Consider the following 20,673-nt stretch of genomic DNA (forward strand, 5'->3'; position numbering starts at 1 on the left):
CCCCCTTCTTAAGGGGGATTTAGGGGGATCTCCGGCGCATAAATAGTTTTAAGTGAACCGTATTGAATTATGGCGTGGCAAGCATATTTGAGGGAATCATATTTTGAGCAGTCAGTTAGTGCCAGATTTCATGGAAAATGGGAAAAATTTTGCTGATTCCAATGAGGATATCGGCGTTGGAATCGGGGAAAATATAGAAGAAGGTCGATCGCGCTTACCGTCGAGTTTGGTGTGGGCGATCGCCATTGCTGCTACAATTTTCTTTGCCTGTAGCACTTTGCGACACGCTTTATTCCAATCCACAGCCTTCGATTTGGGCATTTTTGACCAAGCAATTTACTTGCTGAGTCAAAACCAAACGCCGTTTTCTTCCTTGATGGGTATTCATATTTTGGGAGATCACGCAGCGGTAATCTATTATCCGCTGGCTTTGCTGTACAAAATTTACCCGGATGTGCATTGGCTGTTTTTGGTACAGGCAGTTGCTTTATCGCTGGGAGCTTGGCCTAGCTTGAGTTTAGCGCGTTTGGCGGGTTTAAATCAAGAACAGTCTCGCGCGATCGCCCTAATTTATTTGCTGTATCCGGTGGTATTCAACATCAACTTATTTGATTTTCACCCGGAAGTAATCGCTTTACCCGCACTGTTAGCAGCAATTTTAGCAGCGCGCTTAAATAAACTGGTGTGGTTTTGTGCGGCAATTCTGCTCGTGTTGAGTTGCAAGGCAGTTTTGTCTATAACCGTTGCTGCCATTGGCTTATGGCTGTTTGTGTGCGAGAAAAAACAACGGTTTGGGGCGATCGCGCTTTTACTCGGTGTAGCATGGTTTGTGATAGCTTCCCAAAAAATCATCCCCTACTTTAGCGGTAGCGAAGTCGCCGGAGTCGGGCGTTACAGCTATTTAGGCAAATCAGTCCTAGAAATCATCATCAACCTCATATTAAAACCACAGCTAGTATTAGGAAAAATTCTTTCCTTCGACACATTCAAATACTTATTTGTCCTCACCTTACCCGTGATTTGGCTGTTGCTGCCATTCTCCCGCAAAATTAACCTCAAATATTTCACAGCCCTAATTCCAGCCATCCCTACATTAATTATCAATATTCTTTCGGATTTACCATTTCAACGCAGTTTAGCTTATCAATATTCAGTGCCAATTGTTCCATTTTTAATCTTAGCAATTATTGCCAAAGCAGCAGCAATCAAAAACGTAAGTCAAGCTACATCGCTCAATCCAGGAGATATTCAATTACCAAAAACAGCTAATTTACCCTTAAAAAAAATCCCAATTCCGCAACTGTGGCTCGGAATGCAATTACCCAAAGCCATGGTAATTTGGTCATTAATAATTTTCCTATTCCTGGGAGAATCTAAAGACTTTATTCTGTACGCAAACAGACTAGATACCTGGCAACCCACGCGCGAAGCAGTCGCCCAAGTTCAACCCCAAAAAAGTATTTTAACAGATAATAGACTGGCTCCTCACTTTGCCCATCGCCCCACAGTCAAATTACTTTCACAAATTTCACCTCAAACAAATCTAGCTGAATTTAAATACATATTATTAAACCTGCGCCATCCGTGGCCAGATACTGAAAAAATTGGTAACACCTTAGCAAATCAACTTAAAAACGATCGCACTTTTCAATTAACTTATCAAAAAAACCAAGTTCTACTATTTAAACGCATCGCCGATTAAACCAAGAAAATGCTAACCTTACAATCCCCAAAATCCCATCCAGTATTGTTAATGATTGTCGTAACAACGATAATTTTATTTGTAGCCAGCAGCGCGCGCCACGCTTTGTTTCATTCCACTGCCTACGACTTAGCCATTTTTGACCAAGCAATTTACTTAATCTCCCAAAATCAAACACCATTTTCCTCATTAATGGAAATCAATATTTTAGGAGATCATGCTGCCTTTATCTTCTATCCCCTAGCCTTACTCTACAAAATATATCCCGATGTTCACTGGCTGTTATTCGTGCAAGCTTTTGCCCTAGCCTTAGGTGCTTGGCCTAGTTGGAGTTTAGCACGTCAAGCGGGATTAACTGAACCAAAGGCGATCGCAGTTGCAGCCATGTATCTGCTATATCCCGCAGTATTTAACGTCAATCTGTTCGACTTCCACCCCGAAGTCATAGCAATGTCCGCCATTTTAGCAGCAATCCTAGCCGCCAGACTCAATCAAACATTGTGGTTTTGTGCCGCCATCCTCTTAATCTTAAGCTGCAAAGCTGTGCTATCTTTGACAGTTTTAATGATGGGTGTTTGGCTATTTTTCTTTGAAAAAACGCGCAAGTGCGGACTCATCGCTATATTTCTCGGTGCAGCCTGGTTTTTGATAGCCACTCAAGAAATCGTACCATATTTTAATCAAGGCAAACAACACGCAGGTGTCGGGCGATATCAATATTTAGGAAACTCAGTTTTGGAAATTGCGATTAATTTAATCTTGAAACCAAATCTCATTTTAGGGCGTTTGTTTTCTGCTGGGACTTTCGGCTATGTGTTTTTGTTATTTTTGCCTGTAATTTGGTGGCTTTCCCCGCGTCACCTGTCACCATTAATTGGTGCTTTTCCCATGCTAGTGATGAATATTCTTTCGGATATTGAAGCTCAACGAGATTTGATTCACCAGTATTCGGTACCGATATTTCCTTTTGTATTAACCGTGGTAATTTCTACACTAGCAGACAGACAGAGAAGAGGCAATAATTTTGGGAAAAATGCCGGAAATTATCTATGGAATCACCGCAATTTGATGCCGCGAATTTGGAAGCCCCTCTCGAAAAGGATTTCGCTTCAATCTGTCAAACATATCTGGATTCGCCGCCTGTGGATTCGCCGCAGTTGGAGGTGGGGGAAATTGCTGTTTGCTAATGTGTCAAAATTGTTGATTTTGTGGTCGCTACTAACCTTTTTGATTTTAGCAAAGTATGGGTATTTTGGGACAATTTATTTAGATTCTCTCGATACTTGGCAAGCGACGCGGCAGGCAATTAATAGAGTGCAAACTCAAGGCAATGTGTTGACAGATAATTCCCTAGCAACTCATCTCGCTCATCGTGCCACAATTAAATTGTTGCATCAAGTTGCCAACGGACAAAACTTAAATGAATTTGAGTATGTACTATTAAATATGCGCCATCCTTGGCACGATACTGCGGATACTGCTGCGAGGGTTGTGAATCAACTGAAACAATCTCCTGAATTTAAAATTAGCTATCAGCAAGACGATGTATTTTTGTTTCAAAAAATAAGCAATTAGTATACTTATTGCAATCCAAAATTATTTGTGAATTTCTTACTCCCTCCCCTTAATAAGGGGAGGGTTGGGGTGGGGTAAAAAACTTTACGATTCGTGCAAGGACTGCTATATTGCAATTATTCATTAATAAACAAACCGCATATTTAAGGCAGAGAATTTTAAGAGAATTTGGAAATGAATACAGCGGTTATCAAAAAAGTAAGGTATGCCCTATCCTATGCCCACTGAGGCCTATGCCCTATGCCCTATGCCCTATGCCCTATGCCCTATGCCCATGAGTACCTCATGTTTCTGAAAAAGGCTATACAATATGAACAATTTTAAGCTAAAATATCATCCAGTAATTTGGCAAATCGCCCTTTTTGCCCTGATATTTTTCCTATGCAGCAGTGTACGCCACGCCCTGCTTGAATCCAACGCCTTTGAGCTCGGAATTTACGATCAAGTAGCGTATCTCATCAGTCAAGGAGAAACGCCGTTTTCCTCATTTCTCGAAATTCACCACCTGGGAAATCACGCCGCTGGGGTGATGTATCCCGTCGCTTGGCTTTACAAAATATATCCCGATGTTCATTGGCTGTTGTTAGTGCAAGCAGTAGCCCTAGCATCTGGGGCTTGGCCAGTTTGGAGTTTGGCCAGTCAAGCCGGATTAAAGAATAGTATAGCTCGGGCGATCGCCTGTATCTACCTTTTCTACCCCTTAGTCTTCAATGTCAACCTCTTCGACTTCCACCCCGAAGTCATTGCTTTACCCGCACTGCTAGCAGCAATCCTCGCCGCGCGACTCAATAAAACTCTGTGGTTTTGTGCTGCCATCGTCTTAGTTTTGAGCTGCAAAGCGGTGTTATCTTTGACTGTAGCTGCGATGGGATTGTGGCTCTTGTGTTTTGACAAAAAACGCAATTGCGGGCTGATAGCTCTATTTTTCGGCGTAGGTTGGTTTCTGGTAGTTACTCAGGGAGTTATACCGTATTTCAATCAGGGAAGAGAACACGCGGGAATCGGGCGATATCAATATTTGGGAAACTCGGTTTTAGAAATAGCTGTTAATTTAATCTTGAAACCAAATCTCATTTTAGGGCGTTTGTTTTCTGCTGATACTTTTGAATATTTAGCGTTATTAGTATTACCTGTAATTTGGTGGGTTTCGCCACGGCATCTGACACCTTTAATTAGCGCTGCGCCGATGTTAGCCATGAATATTCTTTCGGATATTCCCGCTCAGCGAGACTTGATTCATCAATATTCTATTCCGATATTGCCGTTTTTGTTAGTGGCGGTAATTTCGACTTTGGCAGATAGGAATCAGCAACAAGTAAAGATAATATTTGATAGATTGCCAATTCCAGATTATCAATTGCCGAGAGCGATTGTAATTTGGTCGTTGATTGGTTTCTTAGCTTTAGCGAAATACGGCTATTTTTGGACTATTTATGTAGATTCCCTCGACACTTTGTCGGCTAGCAGAGAAGCCATCACTCTCGTCAACACAAAAGGTAGTGTTTTAACCACTTCTCACATGGCTCCGCACTTAACGCACCGCCCTGTAGTACGCTTAACTCAGGCTCAGACGCCTCCTGGAAATCTCGCAGAGTTTGAGTATGTCTTGCTGAATCTGAGGTATCCTGGCTGGATGAGCGATCGAGCTTTTGTGCAAAACCTCATAACTCAACTCGCCAACCATCCCCAATTTACACTCAAATATCAGCGGGATGACATATATCTATTTGTCCAAAACGCTAATAAATAAATGATTTTATATCATATCATATCGAGCGACATAATATTTTTACCTGGTCAAATTGACGCTTAATACCAATTTAATGTGAAGTTGCACATATCCCGATCCCCCTAAGTCCCCCTTAATAAGCAGGGTGATTTTATTGTCATCATAGGTATGTAGTTGCGCTTCAGCGCTCTTGATAATATTAGGAAAGAGCGCTCAAGCGCAACTACGTACCTAATTTGTATTCGGATTCTATGCAGCCTCATAAAAAATTCGTATAACTCTGCTTTTGATTATTCATTGAAATTAACCAATAGGTAACTCAATCACAAACTCCGTTCCCTGTCCAATTTGGGAATGGCAGTAGAGTTTCCCCCCGTGCTTTTGGGTCACAATCTGGTGACTCATTGAGAGTCCTAGCCCGGTGCCTTTCCCAGCATCTTTGGTTGTAAAGAATGACTCAAACAACCGTAATTTAAACGCTTCATCGATGCCTGAACCATTATCAGCAATCGTAATTCTGACCCAATTATCTTCGACAATTTCAGTTTGAATTTTAATTAAAGGAATCAGGACGACTTCAGAATAATCAGAATTTTTACTTCGATCCATTGCATCCTCTAGGGCATCAATCCCATTACCGATAATGTTCATAAATACTTGATTTAGTTGTCCAGCAAAACATTTAACTTTTGGCAAGTTACCGTAGTTTTTGGTGACAGTAATTTCCGAATGATTATTATTAGCTTTGAGTCGGTGTTTTAAAATTAATAGCGTGCTGTTGATGCCTTCGTGGATATCGAAAGCAATCTTTTGGGAAGAATCTGCTCGTGCGAACAACCGCATGGAATAACTGATATCGCGGATACGTTCAGCACTCTCCTGAAGAGATGCAAGCATTAGGGGTATATCTTCTTCTACAAATTCTAGCTCAATGGCTTCAGCGTGTTCGACAATTTCTGACGCAGGTTCGGGGTAATGCTGCTGATAGATGTGCAAATGTTCTAGTAAGTCTTTTAGGTATCTGTCAGTATGGGTTAGGTTGCCGGCTATGGAATTAATTGGATTGTTAATGTCATGGGTTACTCCTGCAATCAACTGTCCCAAAGTCGCCATTTTTTCATGTTGAATTAGGCGTTCTGTGGATGCGGCTTGTTGTTCCTGTAGCAGTTGCTTGACTCGTCGAATCAGTTGATTTAGGGCTGTTGCTAATATACCAATTTCATCTTGAGTGGTAACAGCAGCTTGTAAATCAAAATTGCCGGTTTGGGTTGCTTCCTGAGCAATAATGGTCACTTGTTGGAGGGGACGAGCGATCGCCCGACTGGTATAAATCGCGAGGAAAATGGCGATCGCCACCGACAAAATCATGCTCCCAGCAATAACCTGCACTCGTAGCACCTGTACATTTGCAAACTCAGTTTTTGCTTCTTTGTAATCTTTATACGCCCTTACCTTTAATTGCTCTATATCTTGTAAAAATTTCTTCAATTGCAGCGATGTAGGACTGCTGCCAAAAGTCAAGAGCTGGCTGCGGAATATCTGAATTTCTGCGGGTGATAATTCAGCGGTATTAATTGCCTTTAATATCGCCTCTGTCTGCTGCAAGTAAGCCTCTGGAATCTCTTCATTGGCTTGCAGAAAACGTCTGACGGTATTTATTTCAGCAGGTGACTCGTCAACCTTATGATTTTTTGTATCCCCTTCCGAAGATTTAAACTCAGACCATTCTTTTTTGAATAGAGCCACATGGTTTAAAAAATAGGAATACTGTTGGTCTAGCAAATCTCGATTTTCCAATAGCATCAGGATCTGCTGTTGGTGGAGGAGAACTTGAACGAGCTGGATCTGCAATTCACTGATCAATTGAGTTTCTTCGATCGCATTTTGTTCGTGTCTAACAGCTTGTTGATGATATTGGTCAGCGATCGATATTCCTGTAGCGGTTCCCAGAATTGCCACCCCCAGCGCCAGTCCATAGCCCACACTAATCTTTTGTCCTACCTTGAGACAACTGAACCAATGCTTCAGATGACGTAAACGCAACTTTCGCATAAATGAATGCTTTAAGAAATGGCTCTCATGTCGATCGAATAAGAGACCAAGTTTAAATCTATTTTTAGGTTCGGGCATAGAACTCATGGTGGACACTGGATATATTATAATCACAATTACTTGTAAAAAAACAAAAGCCAGGACTTAAAATAAATCAAATACTTCGCGAATTTTTCTCGGGTCTCCTAATAGTAAATAGATCGGGTGCATCTGGTTTTTGAAGCCTGAAGAAGCATGACCGCATATAAGTTATTAGTTATAATCCCATATTGACGGAGGTCATGCTTCGCCCCGGAGCGATATATTTGCCAAAACCAGATGCACCCAATAGATAATAGATCGGATTCCTCGCCAACCAGTTCTCGGTTTTTTTCCTACATAAAATTGATCGCTCTAACTACCAATATAAGCGACAGCGAATGAATTTGACAACTCAATCAAAATTTCTCATCCATCCGCTTCATCGTCTGGCTGGCTGTCGTCGAGCTTTTTTCCATGAGAGGCTCAGCGTACTGGGCTTTTTCGTTGTGTGTCTGCTTCGCTTCAATCCTCGACTTTCAAAGCTCTTCTTGCTAACTTCACATAAGTTTTCACAGTTTCATAAGGCATTTCTAAATCAGCAGCAATATCCAACAAAGATTCCCCCAATTCCCGGCGCGCTAAAATCGTCGCCCAAGTTTCCGCAATCTCACCAGCCCGACTTCCGCCTGTACGCTTTCTGTGCGCTATAAACTTCTCTGTCAATTCGTCGATTCGCGCCGCCAATACGGTTTGGATAGAGACTTCGGGTAGGGATTCTGTCAACCATTGCGATCGGGTTTGTCCCAATCCAAAAGTTGTTTTGTGTCCTGTGCCGCAGTAAGGTGCTAATTGCCCCAAGGCATAAAATAATTGTACAAAATCAGGGCGCAATCCGGCCGATCGCCCGATCGCAAATTCTACAGCCCCAGTAAATCCCGTTACCATACCTTTTTTCCCCGCCGCCACCTTTTGCGACTCCAACTTGTGGCGGCTAATAATTACATTTTCGTCAATCCAAGTCATAAATTCTGCTTGGTCAAAATTCATACCCGAAAAGTTATTCCAGCGGCGCAAATAGCTGTGAAAAACATTTTCTGGAACTGGTAGCGGGAAGTGATGCCCTTTGCTGCGAAAGCTTGTAGGAGTTACAAAACTAAGTTTTATGTTTTTAGATAATGGAGGTTCTGCTGTTAGCAATTGCTGGTAAGTTGTCGGAGAAAAAGCAATATCCCAAGAGCGAATGAGTAGCGGAGCATTTCGCAAATCAATCTCTTGGGGCAAATTTTGCAGCCACTGACTCAGCCATTGTACTACTCGTTGGGAAAGTCCTGTGACATACCAGCGGTAAATGTGATCGCCCAAAAGCTGAAATTCCTTACCGGCAGGGAGCAAATCACCCTCCAATCCCGAAATAGTAAAGGCTTTTTCTGACTGCGAGTCGTGCAAAAGTTGCGATAATTCCGGGTCAGTTTCCTGAATTTGATACAAAAACCAAGCGTGCAAACCTATAGCATACTGCGCGTACAGATAGCTAGCTGCGCGGGGGGTCAATTCAAACACTAATCCGACTAACTCGGTGTCAGCGGGCCAAATCAGCCCCGAGGAAGGAACTTTTTTGGTGCGGGTGGGGTGCGGGAAAATTGCCATGAGATGCCGGAAACAGGGACAGCGGTCTCATATTTTATCTTTTTTTATCCCCGTTGGGGGATGTTTTTGTCTGGGCGGGCGATCTGTCAAATCTATTAGCAGCTCCAAAAACCGGGTCAACCGCCAGTTTCCCGAACCCGGAGGGATGCTGAAAAATCACTAAAAAACCGACAACCTAAAACTCAATTTTTGTCAAGTTTTTCCTCCTTGTAAGTAAACAGAAATATCAAGTGTTTAAAATCACATTCTGGGGTACAATTGTCAAAAGCTCGTAGCATCCTCAACTCCGATCCTGAACTGTCAGTAACTCAGCCCTAAAGGGACTGAGCTTGTAAGAGAAATCGAGCAAGCTGTGCTGACGGGCCTAAGTCTTAACTGACTACGTTATTTGGGTCACGACACCGGAGAATGCGACGCTAGTTTTCCGCTCTGTCACCTGCAATTAAACAGTTTTAAAGTCACTGAAACAGTGTTGCAGGTCTAAAAAGCTCTTATAACATTGGCGAAGCGAACATTACCCGAAAGGGATTCGGAGACAACCATATCTCCACAGAGGGGCAACCATACCCCTCTACCCCGACCCCTCTACCCCGCAAGGGGATTCAAGGCGTTTGAAACCGCCGAGTCGTTTCCCTCTCAGGTCTAAAGACTCTGAGTTTCCCACTTACCGAGCGTTTTTTATGAACACAACAGAAAAATCCAAACTCTCCAACGAAAAAACTTTGGAGGCGATGAAGAATTTCTCCGAAACCTATGCCAAGCGCACCGGCACTTACTTTTGTTCCGAGCCTTCAGTCACTGCTGTCGTCATAGAAGGACTAGCAAAACACAAAGACGAACTAGGTGCTCCCCTATGCCCTTGTCGCCATTACGAAGACAAAGAAGCCGAAGTCAAAGCCGCCTACTGGAACTGTCCTTGCATTCCCATGCGCGAGCGGAAAGAATGTCACTGTATGTTATTTCTGACGCCAGATAACGATTTTGCTGGAACTAATCAGGAAATTAGCATGGATCAGATTCAAGCAGTCAGAGAGACTATGTAATCGGTTAAGTAGGCGGTCTTCAGTTGACAGTTGACAGTTGACAGTTGACAGTTGACAGTTGACCGCTTGACAGTTGAGAGCTACCTCTACCTGAAAGAAAGAGGATTGGAGTAATGAATAGTCTTCTTTTAATTTCTCCCGATCGGGCGGGCGGGCTTTAAACCAATTCTTTCTGGTAAAATTGGTAGCTGTTTTCATCAGTTGACAGTTGACCTGTGACAGTTGACAGCTACCCATAGCCGTCGATAGAAGAGGATTGGAGCAATGAATTATTTTGTTTGATTTCCCCCTAAACGGGGAGGCTTCAGACCCAATTTTATCGCTAAAAATAGGTCGTTATTTTTCCTGTTTTTAAGACTTAGCTATTGAAAAAAAGATCGCTGCCTACTGAAACACGCACCCAATCGAAAATTCCCAATTTCAATCAATGACAGATGAAATGCCGATCGAGTTTTTGCAAGGTATCGAAGAATTTAACAGCCAAGATTTTTACGCTTGTCACGATACCTTAGAGGCTTTGTGGATGGAAGCGGGCGAGCCGGACAAAAGGTTTTATCAGGGAATATTGCAAATTTCTGTCGCGCTTTATCACTTAAGCAATCAAAACTGGCGCGGTGCAGTCATCTTGCTGGGAGAAGGCATAAATCGGCTCAATTATTATCAACCGAGTTATGCGGGAATTGCTGTTGAAGATTTGCTCGGACAAAGTGCTAAACTTTTGAGCGTATTGCAACAAGCTGGCCCGGAAAAAGTTGCTGATTTTGTACCGTTGTTCGCAGGTACAGAAGTTGCAGGCTTGCAATTACCATACATTTTGAAACATCAGATGCACGGTTGACACTTCTTCAAATTATCTGCGTACATCTGTGTACATCTGCTTTGCATCTGCGGTTGACTATCAATCAAAGATTTAAGCAACAAGTTTATTGACTAAAAGTCACACCCAAGACTGAAGTCCTCACTACAAACCGCAGCCAGAGGACTGAAGTCCTCACTACAAACCGCAGCCAGAGGACTGAAGTCCTCACTACAAACTGTAAATCAGCCAAACACGTCGTTAAATTCGCTATTGTCTTGCTAGGATAATTGGTTGACGCTCTCGGGCAGGTCGATCGACCTCACGGGAATTTTTCACGGCCGTTAAGATAAAATATCTAACCGATCGGGTGTGGTGGAGCCAATCTCCATAGAGAAAAATAAGGAGTCAGATGATACTAAACGGCAGTTTCATAGACTTTTCCTGACATTAAAGACATTTTGTCCAAAAAACACGGTGTTCTGGTCGCAATCGCTCTCTGCAACTGGTAAAATAAGTATCAATGTTGGCACTCCTGACTTGCTCAGAAGCTATGTACGCCCTGAAGCTAGAACTAAAACTCAACAATGCTGAACGTACCCTCATGGCGCGACACGCTGGTTACGCTAGGTTTTGCTACAACCTAGCTCGCACCCTGTACGTGGGCGTGATGGACATCCCTATCAGCCGCACCCGAAAGATTGCCGCAATCAAAAAAACCTTCACGAACTTCATCAAAAAACAACCAGAATATCAATGGACTAACACTTTATCATCCCGCGTTTATCAAAACGCTTTCATAGCCTTCAATAACTCCCTCGAACGCTTTTTTAAAGGGTTAAGCGGGTTTCCTAATTTCAAACGCAAGAAATCCGGGGATTCGTTTACAGTAGACAGCAGCAAGGGACCAGTATTTCAGATGGCTGGCAATCGGATAAAGATTCCTACATTGGGAACGTTTCGCCTGCAAGAATCTGTTGGGTACAACTGTTGCTCTCAAACATTTACTATCAGCCGTACTGCGGACAAATGGTACGTCAGTTTTACGATAAAAGCTGACAAAATCCCCCCTTTGTATCATGAAGTATCCCAACCAACAGGCATAGATTTAGGAGTATCCACCTTTGCTACCTTGAGTGACGGTACGGTATACCAACTGCCAGATTCCCTAAAAAAGGGGAAAATCAAGCTAGGGAAACTACAGTACCGCAATCGAAATAAGCAATTAGGGAATCGAAAACTTGGCATCAAAGCATCGAAAAACGCTCGAAAATTCGCTCGAAAACTGGCTAAAAAACACGCCGATATTGCCAATAGACGGCGGGATTTTTTGCAGAAAACAACCACAGAAATCAGCCAAAAGTACGCTCGCGTCTGCATAGAAGATTTAAATATTTCTGGTCTGGCAGCAAATCACAAACTGGCGGCGGCAATTTTAGATTCAGGGTTTTATGAATTTCGACGAGAACTAACTTATAAATCTCCCATCTACGGCACTGTTGTCGAAGTGGTAGATCGATGGTATCCCTCATCTAAAACTTGCTCAAAGTGCGGTAACGTTCAGCCAATGTCACTCTCCGATCGATTATTTGTTTGTGAGGCTTGTGACAACAGTTGTCATCGAGATTTGAATGCCGCGATTAATTTAGCATCGGTCTCACGAGATAGAGTAAGGATGGCTAATCCTGAATTCACGCCTGTAGAGTAGAAGGAGCCGACTCCCTACGTAGAAGCAGGAAGTAAGTTTTAAGCGTCCGAGATGTCATTCTTGTCCGCTTTATGTCAATCTTATGTAGCAGATAATGCCCTTCAGCAATTTCAAAAATTTTGAGGCTTGCAAGCTATGATGCCCTCCGCTAAACTACTCAATTCCCGCCTATTCAAAGGATTGTCGCTGCTGTTGCCGCTGACTCTGGCTGGCGCGATCGCCTCTCCCACCTACCCGCAAGCCGCACCGCCCCGCACACTCAGCGTGCGATCGGACGTTCAAGAAGCCGATTCCAAAACCGGCATCGTGACAGCCCGCGGCAACGTCCAAATCAACTACCCAGCCCGCCAAATACAAGCAACCGCAGCTCAAGCTCAATACTTCAGCCGCGAGCGCCGGATCATACTCAGCGGCGACGTGTACGTATTGCAGCAAGGCAACAGCCTGCGCGGCGAAACCATCACATACCTGATTGACGAAGGGCGGTTTATTGCGCTCCCAGACAACCCAGGACAAGTAGAATCCGTCTATCTGGTGGCGCCAGAACAAGATGCAGCAGCCCAAAATGCGATCGGGCCCAAACCAGCTCCGGTTAATCCAAATCCCGCTGTTAAACCGCCCGCCCGTCCCCGAACAGCTCCTAAGTAACACGCCAGGTAGCAGCAAAATTTCGCATCGGCAAAAAGATACTACTTGAGATAGATGCGAAATTTCGTCTTTTAAAAACTAAAAAGTTTGAAAAGGTAGAATGTAAACTTCAAACGCGATCGCACAAACCCACAGTCCGAAATTTAGCTGGTAGAAATTGCCTCGGCGAGCATGAAAATTGTACTCGAAAATATTCACAAATCCTACGGAAAACGCAATGTAGTCAGTCGCGTCAACCTTTCAGTAGCCCAAGGAGAAATCGTCGGACTCCTCGGCCCCAACGGTGCAGGCAAAACCACAACATTTTACATAGCTACCGGATTAGAAAAACCCAATCAAGGGACTGTTTGGCTCAACGATTTAGACATCACTAAATTGCCGATGCACAAACGAGCAGAGTTGGGAATAGGCTATCTCGCTCAAGAAGCCAGCATTTTTCGCAACATGAGCGTCCGCGACAACATTTTGTTAGTCCTAGAACAAACTCAAGTGCCTTGTGGGGAATGGAAGCAGCGAGTCGATTTCCTGTTGCAAGAATTTCGCTTAGAAAAAATAGCATCCAGTTTGGGAATTCAAATCTCCGGGGGAGAAAGACGGCGGACTGAGCTAGCGAGAGCCTTAGCTGCTGGGCGAGACGGGCCGATGTTTCTATTTTTAGACGAACCGTTTGCAGGCGTCGATCCGATCGCCGTTGACGAAATTCAGACGATAATTGCCAAACTGCGCGATCGTAAAATCGGCATTCTGATCACCGATCACAACGTCCGAGAAACCCTCGAAATTACCGATCGAGCCTACATCATGCGAGACGGTCAAATTTTAGCCTCCGGGGCTGAAGAAGAACTCTACAGCAACCCTTTAGTGCGGCAGTATTACTTAGGCGACAACTTCGTGCGATAGTCTTTGATAGCAACCGCGAACCGAGTAAGGGCGGCTATAGGCGAACCCGCCCTCCCCAGTATAAAAACACAAGACAGAATTTTAGAATTGAGAAAGTAAATTTTAACTTGAGGAGCGATCGGCAAAAACGCCAAAATATGAAAATAGCAATGTCCAAATCTTTCAATCCCCTCAACTGGCTGCCGAGAATATCAGTAATGGACTGGTACATTACCAAAGAACTCATCGGCCCATTTCTGTTTGGCGTCGGACTATTTACATCAGTCGCCGTCACCGTGGGAGCCTTATTTGAATTAGTCCGCAGAGTAGCAGAATCAGGCCTCCCCTACGGCGCCGCCCTGGAAATTTTTCTGCTGCAAATTCCGTACTTTGTAGTATTAGCTTTCCCCATGTCAATGCTGCTAGCAACCTTAATGAGCTACAGCCGACTCTCCAGCGACAGCGAACTCATCGCCCTCCGCAGTTGCGGAGTTAGCGTTTACCGATTGATAATGCCCGCAGTCATTATGAGTTTAATAGTTGCCGGCTTCACCTTTGCTTTGCAAGAATTAGTCGTACCCGCAGCCAGCTACAGAGCTACCATAACTTTAGACAGAGCTCTGAAGCGAGAAAAACCGACATTTCAAGATCGAAATATTATCTACACAGAATTTCGCAAACCCGAAAAAGGCGGTGAAGAAATCCTGTCCCGCTTTTTTTATGCAGAACAGTTTGACGGCCAGCAAATGAAAGGTTTAACAATTATCGATCGCTCCGCCCCAGGCCTCAATCAAATCGTTTCTTCAGAATCAGCCACTTGGAATCCCTCAGAAAACACCTGGGATTTTTTCAACGGCACCGCTTATATAGTAGCTCCAGACGGCTCTTACCGCAATATAGTTAGGTTTCAACACCAGCAGTTGCAACTCCCCCGCACGCCCTTAGATTTAGCTGCGAGAGTGCGGGATTTCAAGGAAATGAATATTGCTCAAGCTTTAGAGCGTTTGGAAATCATTAAAAACAGCGGCGATGCACCGCAAATTCGCAAACTCCGGGTGCGAATTCAAGAAAAATATGCTTTTCCCTTCGTGTGCTTGGTATTTGGTTTAGTGGGAGCCGCTTTGGGAACTCAACCGCGGCGATCGGGGAAAGGAACAAGTTTTGGTATTAGCGTGGTGGTGATTTTCACTTACTATGTATTTTCTTTCATCACCAGTTCTATGGGCGTGAAAGCTGTTTTAACACCGATTCTATCGGCTTGGTTGCCGATCGCATTTGGCTTAGGAATCGGCGGATTGTTGTTGGGAAGAGCCGCCTCTAGGTAAGTTTTACCAATCAAAGTGGAATTTAGAATTTGGAATTGGTAATATCACGTCCCGTCGATTACCATCACAAAAACCGTTCGTAGTGTGGACTTTAGTCCGCAATATACTGCGGACTAAAGTCCACACTACGAACCTTACTTATTGCAGTCAATCGACCGTACACGATATGATTGATAATTGGTAATTCAGAAAATTCACAATTGTAGGGTGCCTCGCCCAAGAAAAATCTCTAACTCAATATCGACAATCTCATAGCGACCCACCTTATACAATTTCTCAAAATTTTTTCAAGTGCGTCGCTGTGAAATTGTCTGTCAACTTCAGGGATTCTTAAGGGCGACACACCCTACAATTCAACTTCTTCCTTCTTCCTTCTTCCTTCTTCCTTCTTCCTTGATTTAAGGATTACCAAAAGTATTGATTTCGCCGCCACCAATATAGCGTCCCGGAGTCAAAGAACGAGGTGTAGAAAAAGGTTGCGGTTGAATTGGCGGCCCGCCCTGATTGGTATTTTGAGGAACTGCTCCAAAGTTAGGCTGGCTTGGCAAATTAATCTGACTTGGTTGAGGTTGTTGAAATTGAGAATTCGCTGAATTGGGAGAGAATTGAGGATTAATTATCTTGTTTGCTCCGGCACTCGTGCTAGGAGATTGCCCGAAATTCGGAATTAGCGGTATTGGTGAAGGTGTGGCGACAGGAAGCGCCACAGGTTGAACTTCCGGTGCCAAGCCCGACTCGGATAAATTAGTTTGGTAGGGATTTTTTGGCAAAGCCACCGTTGGAGCCTGTGGAGTAATTGTGGGGATGACTGATCCTTTGGAATTTAACCCGGCAAATGATTCAGGAAGCGTAGCTGCCGGGTTTAAAAATTGTTGAGAGTCGCTAATAATTGTATTTGTAGAAGCCGGAAGTGGGGAGATTGTCGCAGGAACATTCCCAGGATTTGCTTTCCCTTGAGCTGTAGCGAGCGTTGGCAACAAATTTGCCGGATTTGTCCCAGATCCAAGGGAAGCCGGTCGATCGAGCAATTTCGGGGTGTTTGCACTTTTCACGGCCGCCGCCGTTGCTGAAATGTCAGCAGCGACGTATTTTTTCATGGCTGCTTGCAGCGGACTCAAAGGCAGAGGATTGTCGTTTTGTTTGCTGGAATTACCGCTACCTGATGCCTCCGGTAAAGTTGCTTCCGGTGCGCCCGCAGGCTCAGAGTCGATCGTTTTTATGCCCGACAAACTCAAATCAGATGTCGGGTTTGAACTTGGCAAGCTGGAATCTTGTGAGTTATTGTTGACTGTCCCAATCGCAGGATTTTGTAAATTTGACAGCGACACAAATGTGTTGATTGCCGCCGACTTTGGCTCTGAAGATCGGTTAGGCTTTTCTGAGCCGCGACTGCGAATTTCGTTGAATAAACCTTTACCTTTGACTGCTGATGAATTCAACAAGTTCAGTTCAGAATAGGAGCGATTGAACTGATTGACTAGCACTGGCAAGCTGTCGATTTCAGCCGCAATGGCACTATCTTCAGCAGATAGCCCCGGGAGCGCATCTGGATTGTTTGAGTTTGCTGCTTCTTCTTCGCCATCTATGCTCAACTTTTCTGGATGTACGGAGACTTCCCAGATAAAAACCCCCCCCGCACACAGCACGGCTAGCGGAGCCCAAACCGACGGTTGCGTCCAGTGGCGGAAACGCGCTATTAGATAGCGGACAGATGTAGGGAATTTTTTGAAATTTGACATAGTTTTGCTTCCATCCGAGCCTGGGGACTTAAAACTATTTTTCATAAGTCTACCACATCAATCTTCATGATTTTTGCTATCCCCAGGTAAGTGCGATCGCGATTTTGATTGCAAGTTGCGAAAAACATAATAGCAGAAGCAAGAACCATGAAGGAAGTTCCATTACATATATCTTGTGAAAAGTGCAATTAAGAACGTCCTAACTCTCGGAAACTGTTGCTACAGATGTATGCAACAGGTGAAGCTCGATTGAGTACCGACCGAAATAAGTTTTGCCCAGTAAAATAAAGCAGACATAAGAATGTTGACACTCCCCGCCGTAAACGGCTAGGATTCTTCATTCACAGGGAGATGCCTTGTAAAAGCAGTGCCTTTACTCGGTCTTACTCTCCCTCCTGAAGCAGTAACGGTATGCCCTACCGCCAAAATTCGTAAACCTTCATAGAGAATATTCTTAGCAGCATTAATATCTCTATCATGGTTTTCTCCACATTTAGGACATTGCCAACTACGAATATCCAAACTCAAGCTATCCACGCGATTTAAACAGTTATTACAAGTCTTAGAACTGGGATAGAACCTATCTACTTCGATGTAGGTTTTTCCTCAGGGTAAGCGCATCTAATTTGGTAGTTAAATATACAGATTATTTGGCACATTTATATAATGACAGATATCGTTTGAGCATCTCTGATGTTATCTAGTAGACTGATCAGTACAAAGTTTCTATCTTACTTAGCAGGTCGGTCTTATGGCATCAGGTTTCACCTCTGAAAAACACAGGATTAAAAGGTCAAAAAAATTGAGTATAGCTCAGGCAACTGAACTGACAGAAAAAATGGCATTAATATTTGCCGAAATCAAAGACCCCCGTGTGGCAAGAACCCGTGTTCATGTATTAACGGGACTTAAACATAAAATACGGTAAAAATAGGTTATAATGGTTACAGAGCAAGCATCTAACGTTAAAAAATGACCCATGAAAGAGACAACCCCTGCCGCGATGCCCCCCTGCTTCGATAGATGGTGTCAAAGATTTGACGATATTTTTGGTCATCTTGCCCAAAAACGAGAGTTTAGGAACTATTTAGGAGGATTATTGGGAGAAAGTGAACGAAAAAACCTGTCGCAGATGGCAGAAAACGCCTTGGGGAGTAACCTACCACAAATTACATCATTTTTTAACAACAGCGCCTTGGTCATTCAATGAACTCAATCAACGTCGCTTAGACGTAATGAATCAATGTAATCAAACCAAGATTAGTCGAGGATTCAGCCTAATAATAGATGATTCAGGACACAGAAAAAGTGGTAACTTTACCGACGGTGTAGGAAGACAATACATCGGACAACTCGGAAAAACCGACAATGGGGTAGTAGTAGTTACCAGTCATCTATATGATGGCAAAAAGAGCCTGCCATTAGATATTGAATTGTATAAAAAAGCCGACTCATTACCCTCCGGAAAAGATGATCCAGACTTCAAGAAAAAGCCAGAAATAGCCATAAATTTAATCGACAAGACCTGCTTCGAGAGGCTATAAACCAGGAATAGTCTTGATGGATTCAGGGTATGGTAATAACACCAGTTTTTTACAAGAATTAGAAAACCGCAAATTAAAATATATCGGAGGACTTGCCAAGAATCGCAAAGTAATAATTCAAAAAACAGTAGAGGAAACAGAAGAGATTCGAGTAGATAATTTAGCTAAATCCTTACCTGTAGAGGCTTTCACAAAAATTCAACTGTCTTTAGAACGACCGAGAACAGTATGGGTAGCAATTCAATTCGTCGAATTATCAAAATGCACGGGTAAGAAAGTAATGGCTATCGTCATGAATGCAGAAACTTTCGATACCGCCACTGAAATAGATTATTTGATGAGTAATGCTGACTCGTCAATAGCGACAGAGGAGTGGATAGTAAAAACTTATTCAGAAAGAAATTGGGTTGAAGTTTTCTATCGGGAAGCCAAGGGATGGTTGGGATTAAATGAATATCAAGGAGCGAGATGAAACCAGCCTGAAAAGACATTTCATTCTGGTATTTTGTGCCTACACTTTCATTCTCTGGCATAGGTTAACAGGAGGATTAAGGCGTACATGGGCAAACAAACCTTTAAACACCTTTACTCAGGCACTCGAAGCATTTCGGACAGCCATATCTTTTAGGTTTGTAAAATGGTTGAACCAAAATTGGGACGTATTCTCCGCTTATAAAGCCAGTTTAGGCTTTGTTTGGGCTTAAAATTTGTTTAAGTCCCGTTAGTACAAATTATCTCAAAAAATGGCTGGCGTTCTTATCTGACGAGTGTCCGAGAACCCGAAATATTGCCTCCCTATGTAGTGGCAGATTTATATCAAAGACGATGGCGAATTGAAGATGCTTTTTGTATAGTAAAGAGACTCCTAAATTTAAGTTATTTATGGACTGGTTCTGTCAACGGAATCCAGCTCCAAATCTGGGCTACCTGGCTATTTTATGCGGTTTTGGTAGACTTAGGGGATGCCGTTGCAGATGAATTAGGAGTACCAATTGAACGTGTTTCATTAGAAATGATTTATCGGGGAATGTATCATTTTTCTGTTGCCTATCAAAAAGGATTAGCTTCTGACCTAGTTAAGTATTTTGCTGACAAGAAAAATCAAGATTTATGGATTCGATCGCGACTGCGAAAACCTCATGTCAGGCTAATTATTTCTCCTTTCCCTGGAACTCAAAGAAGTCCCGAACAATTTTTTTGCAATAATAAGGCAACAAATGGAGTCATATTTTAATTGGTATCTCGGTAAAAAATGAGTAAGATTACTCATTGACAACAGTGTTTTAAGCTTAACTTGTGAGTAATGACCGGTACATTACGAGTTATTCGTCGTGTTCCAAATTTCAGCGGTTAGAAGCACAAGAAATCCCCTTTTTTTAACTTGGTTGAACTTGGAGATTCTTGATGCGACTTTGCCACAAAGAGTTGAGAGAAATAACCCAAGAGTTGTGAAAAAACCTGTTTCAAAATTTAAATCTAAAAAAGTTAAACACAGAGGTACTGGAATAAAAATGAATCCTCGTGTTTTCAATATTTTAAAGCCTCCCAACCCTTAAGTAAACCGTATTGCTCTATACTCCTATAACTTGCACTCATTCAAGCAAAAAAAGCTTAAACCCCTTATCTGGTAAGCTTTCTACTTTTATTCAGCAAGCCCTACCTAATTATCAACAAGGCATAAGAGCTATGAGGCTTATTCTATCAGCGTTATAGGTGACTTGTCGCCCCGACAGGTTTTTCAGTAATTATTAGTTCACAAATACAGCTTTTTACTGTGCGCGGTCGTCCTTGTTCTGTTCCTGTTGCTTCTTTGATCAAAAAAAACCGATTTGTGGGCCCACTGTTTCAAGCCATTGTTGCCTGAGATGTTTTTCAATATTTTCCAGACTGGTCAGTCCACTTGGGGGTGTATTATTATACCAAATTTTAGGAATTTCTGCCGTACAGGATTCCAACCGCTCTAGTTCTTCAGGGGTCATTGCTCTTTTTCTCGACTTCTTTTGACGCTTTTATTGATTTTAACTATTTTACACTTATTCGGATATTTACAAAACCGGGATGCTCCCGATTGCATTTACGTCCTACAGCCTAGTTACAGAAAAGCTTTAATTGTTTTTGGAGATGTCTAATTTATAGATTAGTTTATCGATAAAAGTAAGTGAAAACCGATTGTGACAGTTTAGGGAGCGGAATGTAGGTTTTAACAGTTGCTTGGGCTGTTGAATCGGTTGCTTATCTTGGAGGCTATCTTGAACATCCTCGTAA

14 protein-coding genes and 3 pseudogenes are annotated in these 20,673 nt (G+C 43.1%); 12 read left to right on the forward strand and 5 right to left on the reverse strand.

Annotated elements, in window-relative coordinates; all coding sequences use genetic code 11:
• The first annotated feature begins 130 nt into the window (after positions 1-130).
• From QZ938_RS24555 to QZ938_RS24565, 3 genes are all read left to right on the forward strand, one after another.
• Entirely contained in the window at positions 131-1,702 is a 1,572-nt protein-coding gene (locus tag QZ938_RS24555) for a DUF2079 domain-containing protein (protein WP_293353878.1), read from the forward strand.
• 51 nt (positions 1,703-1,753) lie between these two features.
• Complete coding sequence (locus QZ938_RS24560) at positions 1,754-3,277, forward strand: DUF2079 domain-containing protein (RefSeq protein WP_293353872.1); 1,524 nt, start codon at positions 1,754-1,756, stop codon at positions 3,275-3,277.
• Between the two features lie 310 nt (positions 3,278-3,587).
• Complete coding sequence (locus QZ938_RS24565; RefSeq protein WP_293353874.1) at positions 3,588-5,027, forward strand: DUF2079 domain-containing protein; 1,440 nt, start codon at positions 3,588-3,590, stop codon at positions 5,025-5,027.
• 282 nt (positions 5,028-5,309) lie between these two features.
• Here QZ938_RS24565 and QZ938_RS24570 read toward each other — a convergent pair whose 3' ends face one another.
• Both QZ938_RS24570 and cas6 read right to left on the reverse strand, forming a co-directional pair.
• On the reverse strand, positions 5,310-7,058 hold the full coding sequence (locus QZ938_RS24570) for a HAMP domain-containing sensor histidine kinase (RefSeq protein WP_293157216.1): 1,749 nt from the start codon (positions 7,056-7,058) through the stop codon (positions 5,310-5,312).
• 543 nt (positions 7,059-7,601) lie between these two features.
• The gene (gene cas6 / locus QZ938_RS24575; protein ID WP_293157219.1) at positions 7,602-8,726 is read right to left on the reverse strand and encodes a CRISPR-associated endoribonuclease Cas6; all 1,125 of its coding nucleotides are present in this window, start codon (positions 8,724-8,726) and stop codon (positions 7,602-7,604) included.
• Positions 8,727-9,406: 680 nt separating this feature from the next.
• Between cas6 and QZ938_RS24580 the strand changes: the two genes are divergently transcribed.
• The 6 genes from QZ938_RS24580 (at position 9,407) to QZ938_RS24605 (ending at position 15,125) form a co-directional block, all read left to right on the forward strand.
• The gene (locus QZ938_RS24580; RefSeq protein ID WP_293157224.1) at positions 9,407-9,769 is read left to right on the forward strand and encodes a ferredoxin-thioredoxin reductase catalytic domain-containing protein; all 363 of its coding nucleotides are present in this window, start codon (positions 9,407-9,409) and stop codon (positions 9,767-9,769) included.
• Between the two features lie 427 nt (positions 9,770-10,196).
• On the forward strand, positions 10,197-10,607 hold the full coding sequence (locus QZ938_RS24585; RefSeq protein WP_293157227.1) for a DUF309 domain-containing protein: 411 nt from the start codon (positions 10,197-10,199) through the stop codon (positions 10,605-10,607).
• Between the two features lie 481 nt (positions 10,608-11,088).
• Positions 11,089-12,273: a transposase gene (locus tag QZ938_RS24590; protein ID WP_293353876.1), complete on the forward strand. Its 1,185-nt coding sequence runs from the start codon at positions 11,089-11,091 to the stop codon at positions 12,271-12,273.
• A 135-nt stretch (positions 12,274-12,408) separates the two neighbouring features.
• The gene (locus QZ938_RS24595; RefSeq protein ID WP_293157233.1) at positions 12,409-12,921 is read left to right on the forward strand and encodes an LptA/OstA family protein; all 513 of its coding nucleotides are present in this window, start codon (positions 12,409-12,411) and stop codon (positions 12,919-12,921) included.
• 171 nt (positions 12,922-13,092) lie between these two features.
• A complete protein-coding gene (gene lptB, locus QZ938_RS24600) occupies positions 13,093-13,821 on the forward strand; it encodes an LPS export ABC transporter ATP-binding protein (RefSeq protein WP_293157236.1) in 729 nt (242 codons plus the stop codon).
• 137 nt (positions 13,822-13,958) lie between these two features.
• The gene (locus QZ938_RS24605; protein ID WP_293157239.1) at positions 13,959-15,125 is read left to right on the forward strand and encodes an LptF/LptG family permease; all 1,167 of its coding nucleotides are present in this window, start codon (positions 13,959-13,961) and stop codon (positions 15,123-15,125) included.
• A 398-nt stretch (positions 15,126-15,523) separates the two neighbouring features.
• Here the strand turns inward: QZ938_RS24605 and QZ938_RS24610 are convergent, their stop codons facing one another.
• Together QZ938_RS24610 and QZ938_RS24615 are read right to left on the reverse strand one after the other, a co-directional pair.
• The gene (locus QZ938_RS24610; protein ID WP_293157242.1) at positions 15,524-16,864 is read right to left on the reverse strand and encodes a hypothetical protein; all 1,341 of its coding nucleotides are present in this window, start codon (positions 16,862-16,864) and stop codon (positions 15,524-15,526) included.
• A gap of 327 nt (positions 16,865-17,191) precedes the next feature.
• Positions 17,192-17,470, reverse strand: a pseudogene (locus QZ938_RS24615) (zinc ribbon domain-containing protein); the annotation flags it as partial.
• Positions 17,471-17,843: 373 nt separating this feature from the next.
• Here QZ938_RS24615 and QZ938_RS24620 point away from each other — a divergent pair.
• From QZ938_RS24620 to QZ938_RS24630, 3 genes and pseudogenes are all read left to right on the forward strand, one after another.
• Positions 17,844-19,112, forward strand: a pseudogene (locus QZ938_RS24620) (IS701 family transposase).
• A gap of 2 nt (positions 19,113-19,114) precedes the next feature.
• Positions 19,115-19,642, forward strand: a pseudogene (locus QZ938_RS24625) (transposase); the annotation flags it as partial.
• Between the two features lie 97 nt (positions 19,643-19,739).
• The gene (locus tag QZ938_RS24630; protein WP_293365649.1) at positions 19,740-19,964 is read left to right on the forward strand and encodes a hypothetical protein; all 225 of its coding nucleotides are present in this window, start codon (positions 19,740-19,742) and stop codon (positions 19,962-19,964) included.
• Positions 19,965-20,222: 258 nt separating this feature from the next.
• On the opposite strand, the gene QZ938_RS24635 is transcribed toward QZ938_RS24630, so the two are convergent.
• On the reverse strand, positions 20,223-20,387 hold the full coding sequence (locus tag QZ938_RS24635; RefSeq protein ID WP_293157245.1) for a hypothetical protein: 165 nt from the start codon (positions 20,385-20,387) through the stop codon (positions 20,223-20,225).
• Positions 20,388-20,673: the final 286 nt, after the last annotated feature.

The sequence above is a fragment of the Microcoleus sp. CAWBG27 genome (assembly GCF_020883145.1).
Classification (GTDB): domain Bacteria; phylum Cyanobacteriota; class Cyanobacteriia; order Cyanobacteriales; family Microcoleaceae; genus Microcoleus.

What these genes read in the sequence shown, in the direction of transcription:
- QZ938_RS24590 (WP_293353876.1), top strand. Translation starts at nt 11,089, where the DNA reads ATGTTGGCACTCCTGACTTGCTCAGAAGCTATGTACGCCCTGAAGCTA.
- QZ938_RS24565 (WP_293353874.1), top strand. Translation starts at nt 3,588, where the DNA reads ATGAACAATTTTAAGCTAAAATATCATCCAGTAATTTGGCAAATCGCC.
- QZ938_RS24635 (WP_293157245.1), bottom strand. Translation starts at nt 20,387, where the DNA reads ATGACCCCTGAAGAACTAGAGCGGTTGGAATCCTGTACGGCAGAAATT.
- QZ938_RS24560 (WP_293353872.1), top strand. Translation starts at nt 1,754, where the DNA reads ATGATTGTCGTAACAACGATAATTTTATTTGTAGCCAGCAGCGCGCGC.
- QZ938_RS24610 (WP_293157242.1), bottom strand. Translation starts at nt 16,864, where the DNA reads ATGTCAAATTTCAAAAAATTCCCTACATCTGTCCGCTATCTAATAGCG.
- QZ938_RS24555 (WP_293353878.1), top strand. Translation starts at nt 131, where the DNA reads ATGGAAAATGGGAAAAATTTTGCTGATTCCAATGAGGATATCGGCGTT.
- QZ938_RS24595 (WP_293157233.1), top strand. Translation starts at nt 12,409, where the DNA reads ATGATGCCCTCCGCTAAACTACTCAATTCCCGCCTATTCAAAGGATTG.
- QZ938_RS24605 (WP_293157239.1), top strand. Translation starts at nt 13,959, where the DNA reads ATGAAAATAGCAATGTCCAAATCTTTCAATCCCCTCAACTGGCTGCCG.
- cas6 (WP_293157219.1), bottom strand. Translation starts at nt 8,726, where the DNA reads ATGGCAATTTTCCCGCACCCCACCCGCACCAAAAAAGTTCCTTCCTCG.
- QZ938_RS24580 (WP_293157224.1), top strand. Translation starts at nt 9,407, where the DNA reads ATGAACACAACAGAAAAATCCAAACTCTCCAACGAAAAAACTTTGGAG.
- QZ938_RS24585 (WP_293157227.1), top strand. Translation starts at nt 10,197, where the DNA reads ATGACAGATGAAATGCCGATCGAGTTTTTGCAAGGTATCGAAGAATTT.
- lptB (WP_293157236.1), top strand. Translation starts at nt 13,093, where the DNA reads ATGAAAATTGTACTCGAAAATATTCACAAATCCTACGGAAAACGCAAT.
- QZ938_RS24570 (WP_293157216.1), bottom strand. Translation starts at nt 7,058, where the DNA reads ATGCGAAAGTTGCGTTTACGTCATCTGAAGCATTGGTTCAGTTGTCTC.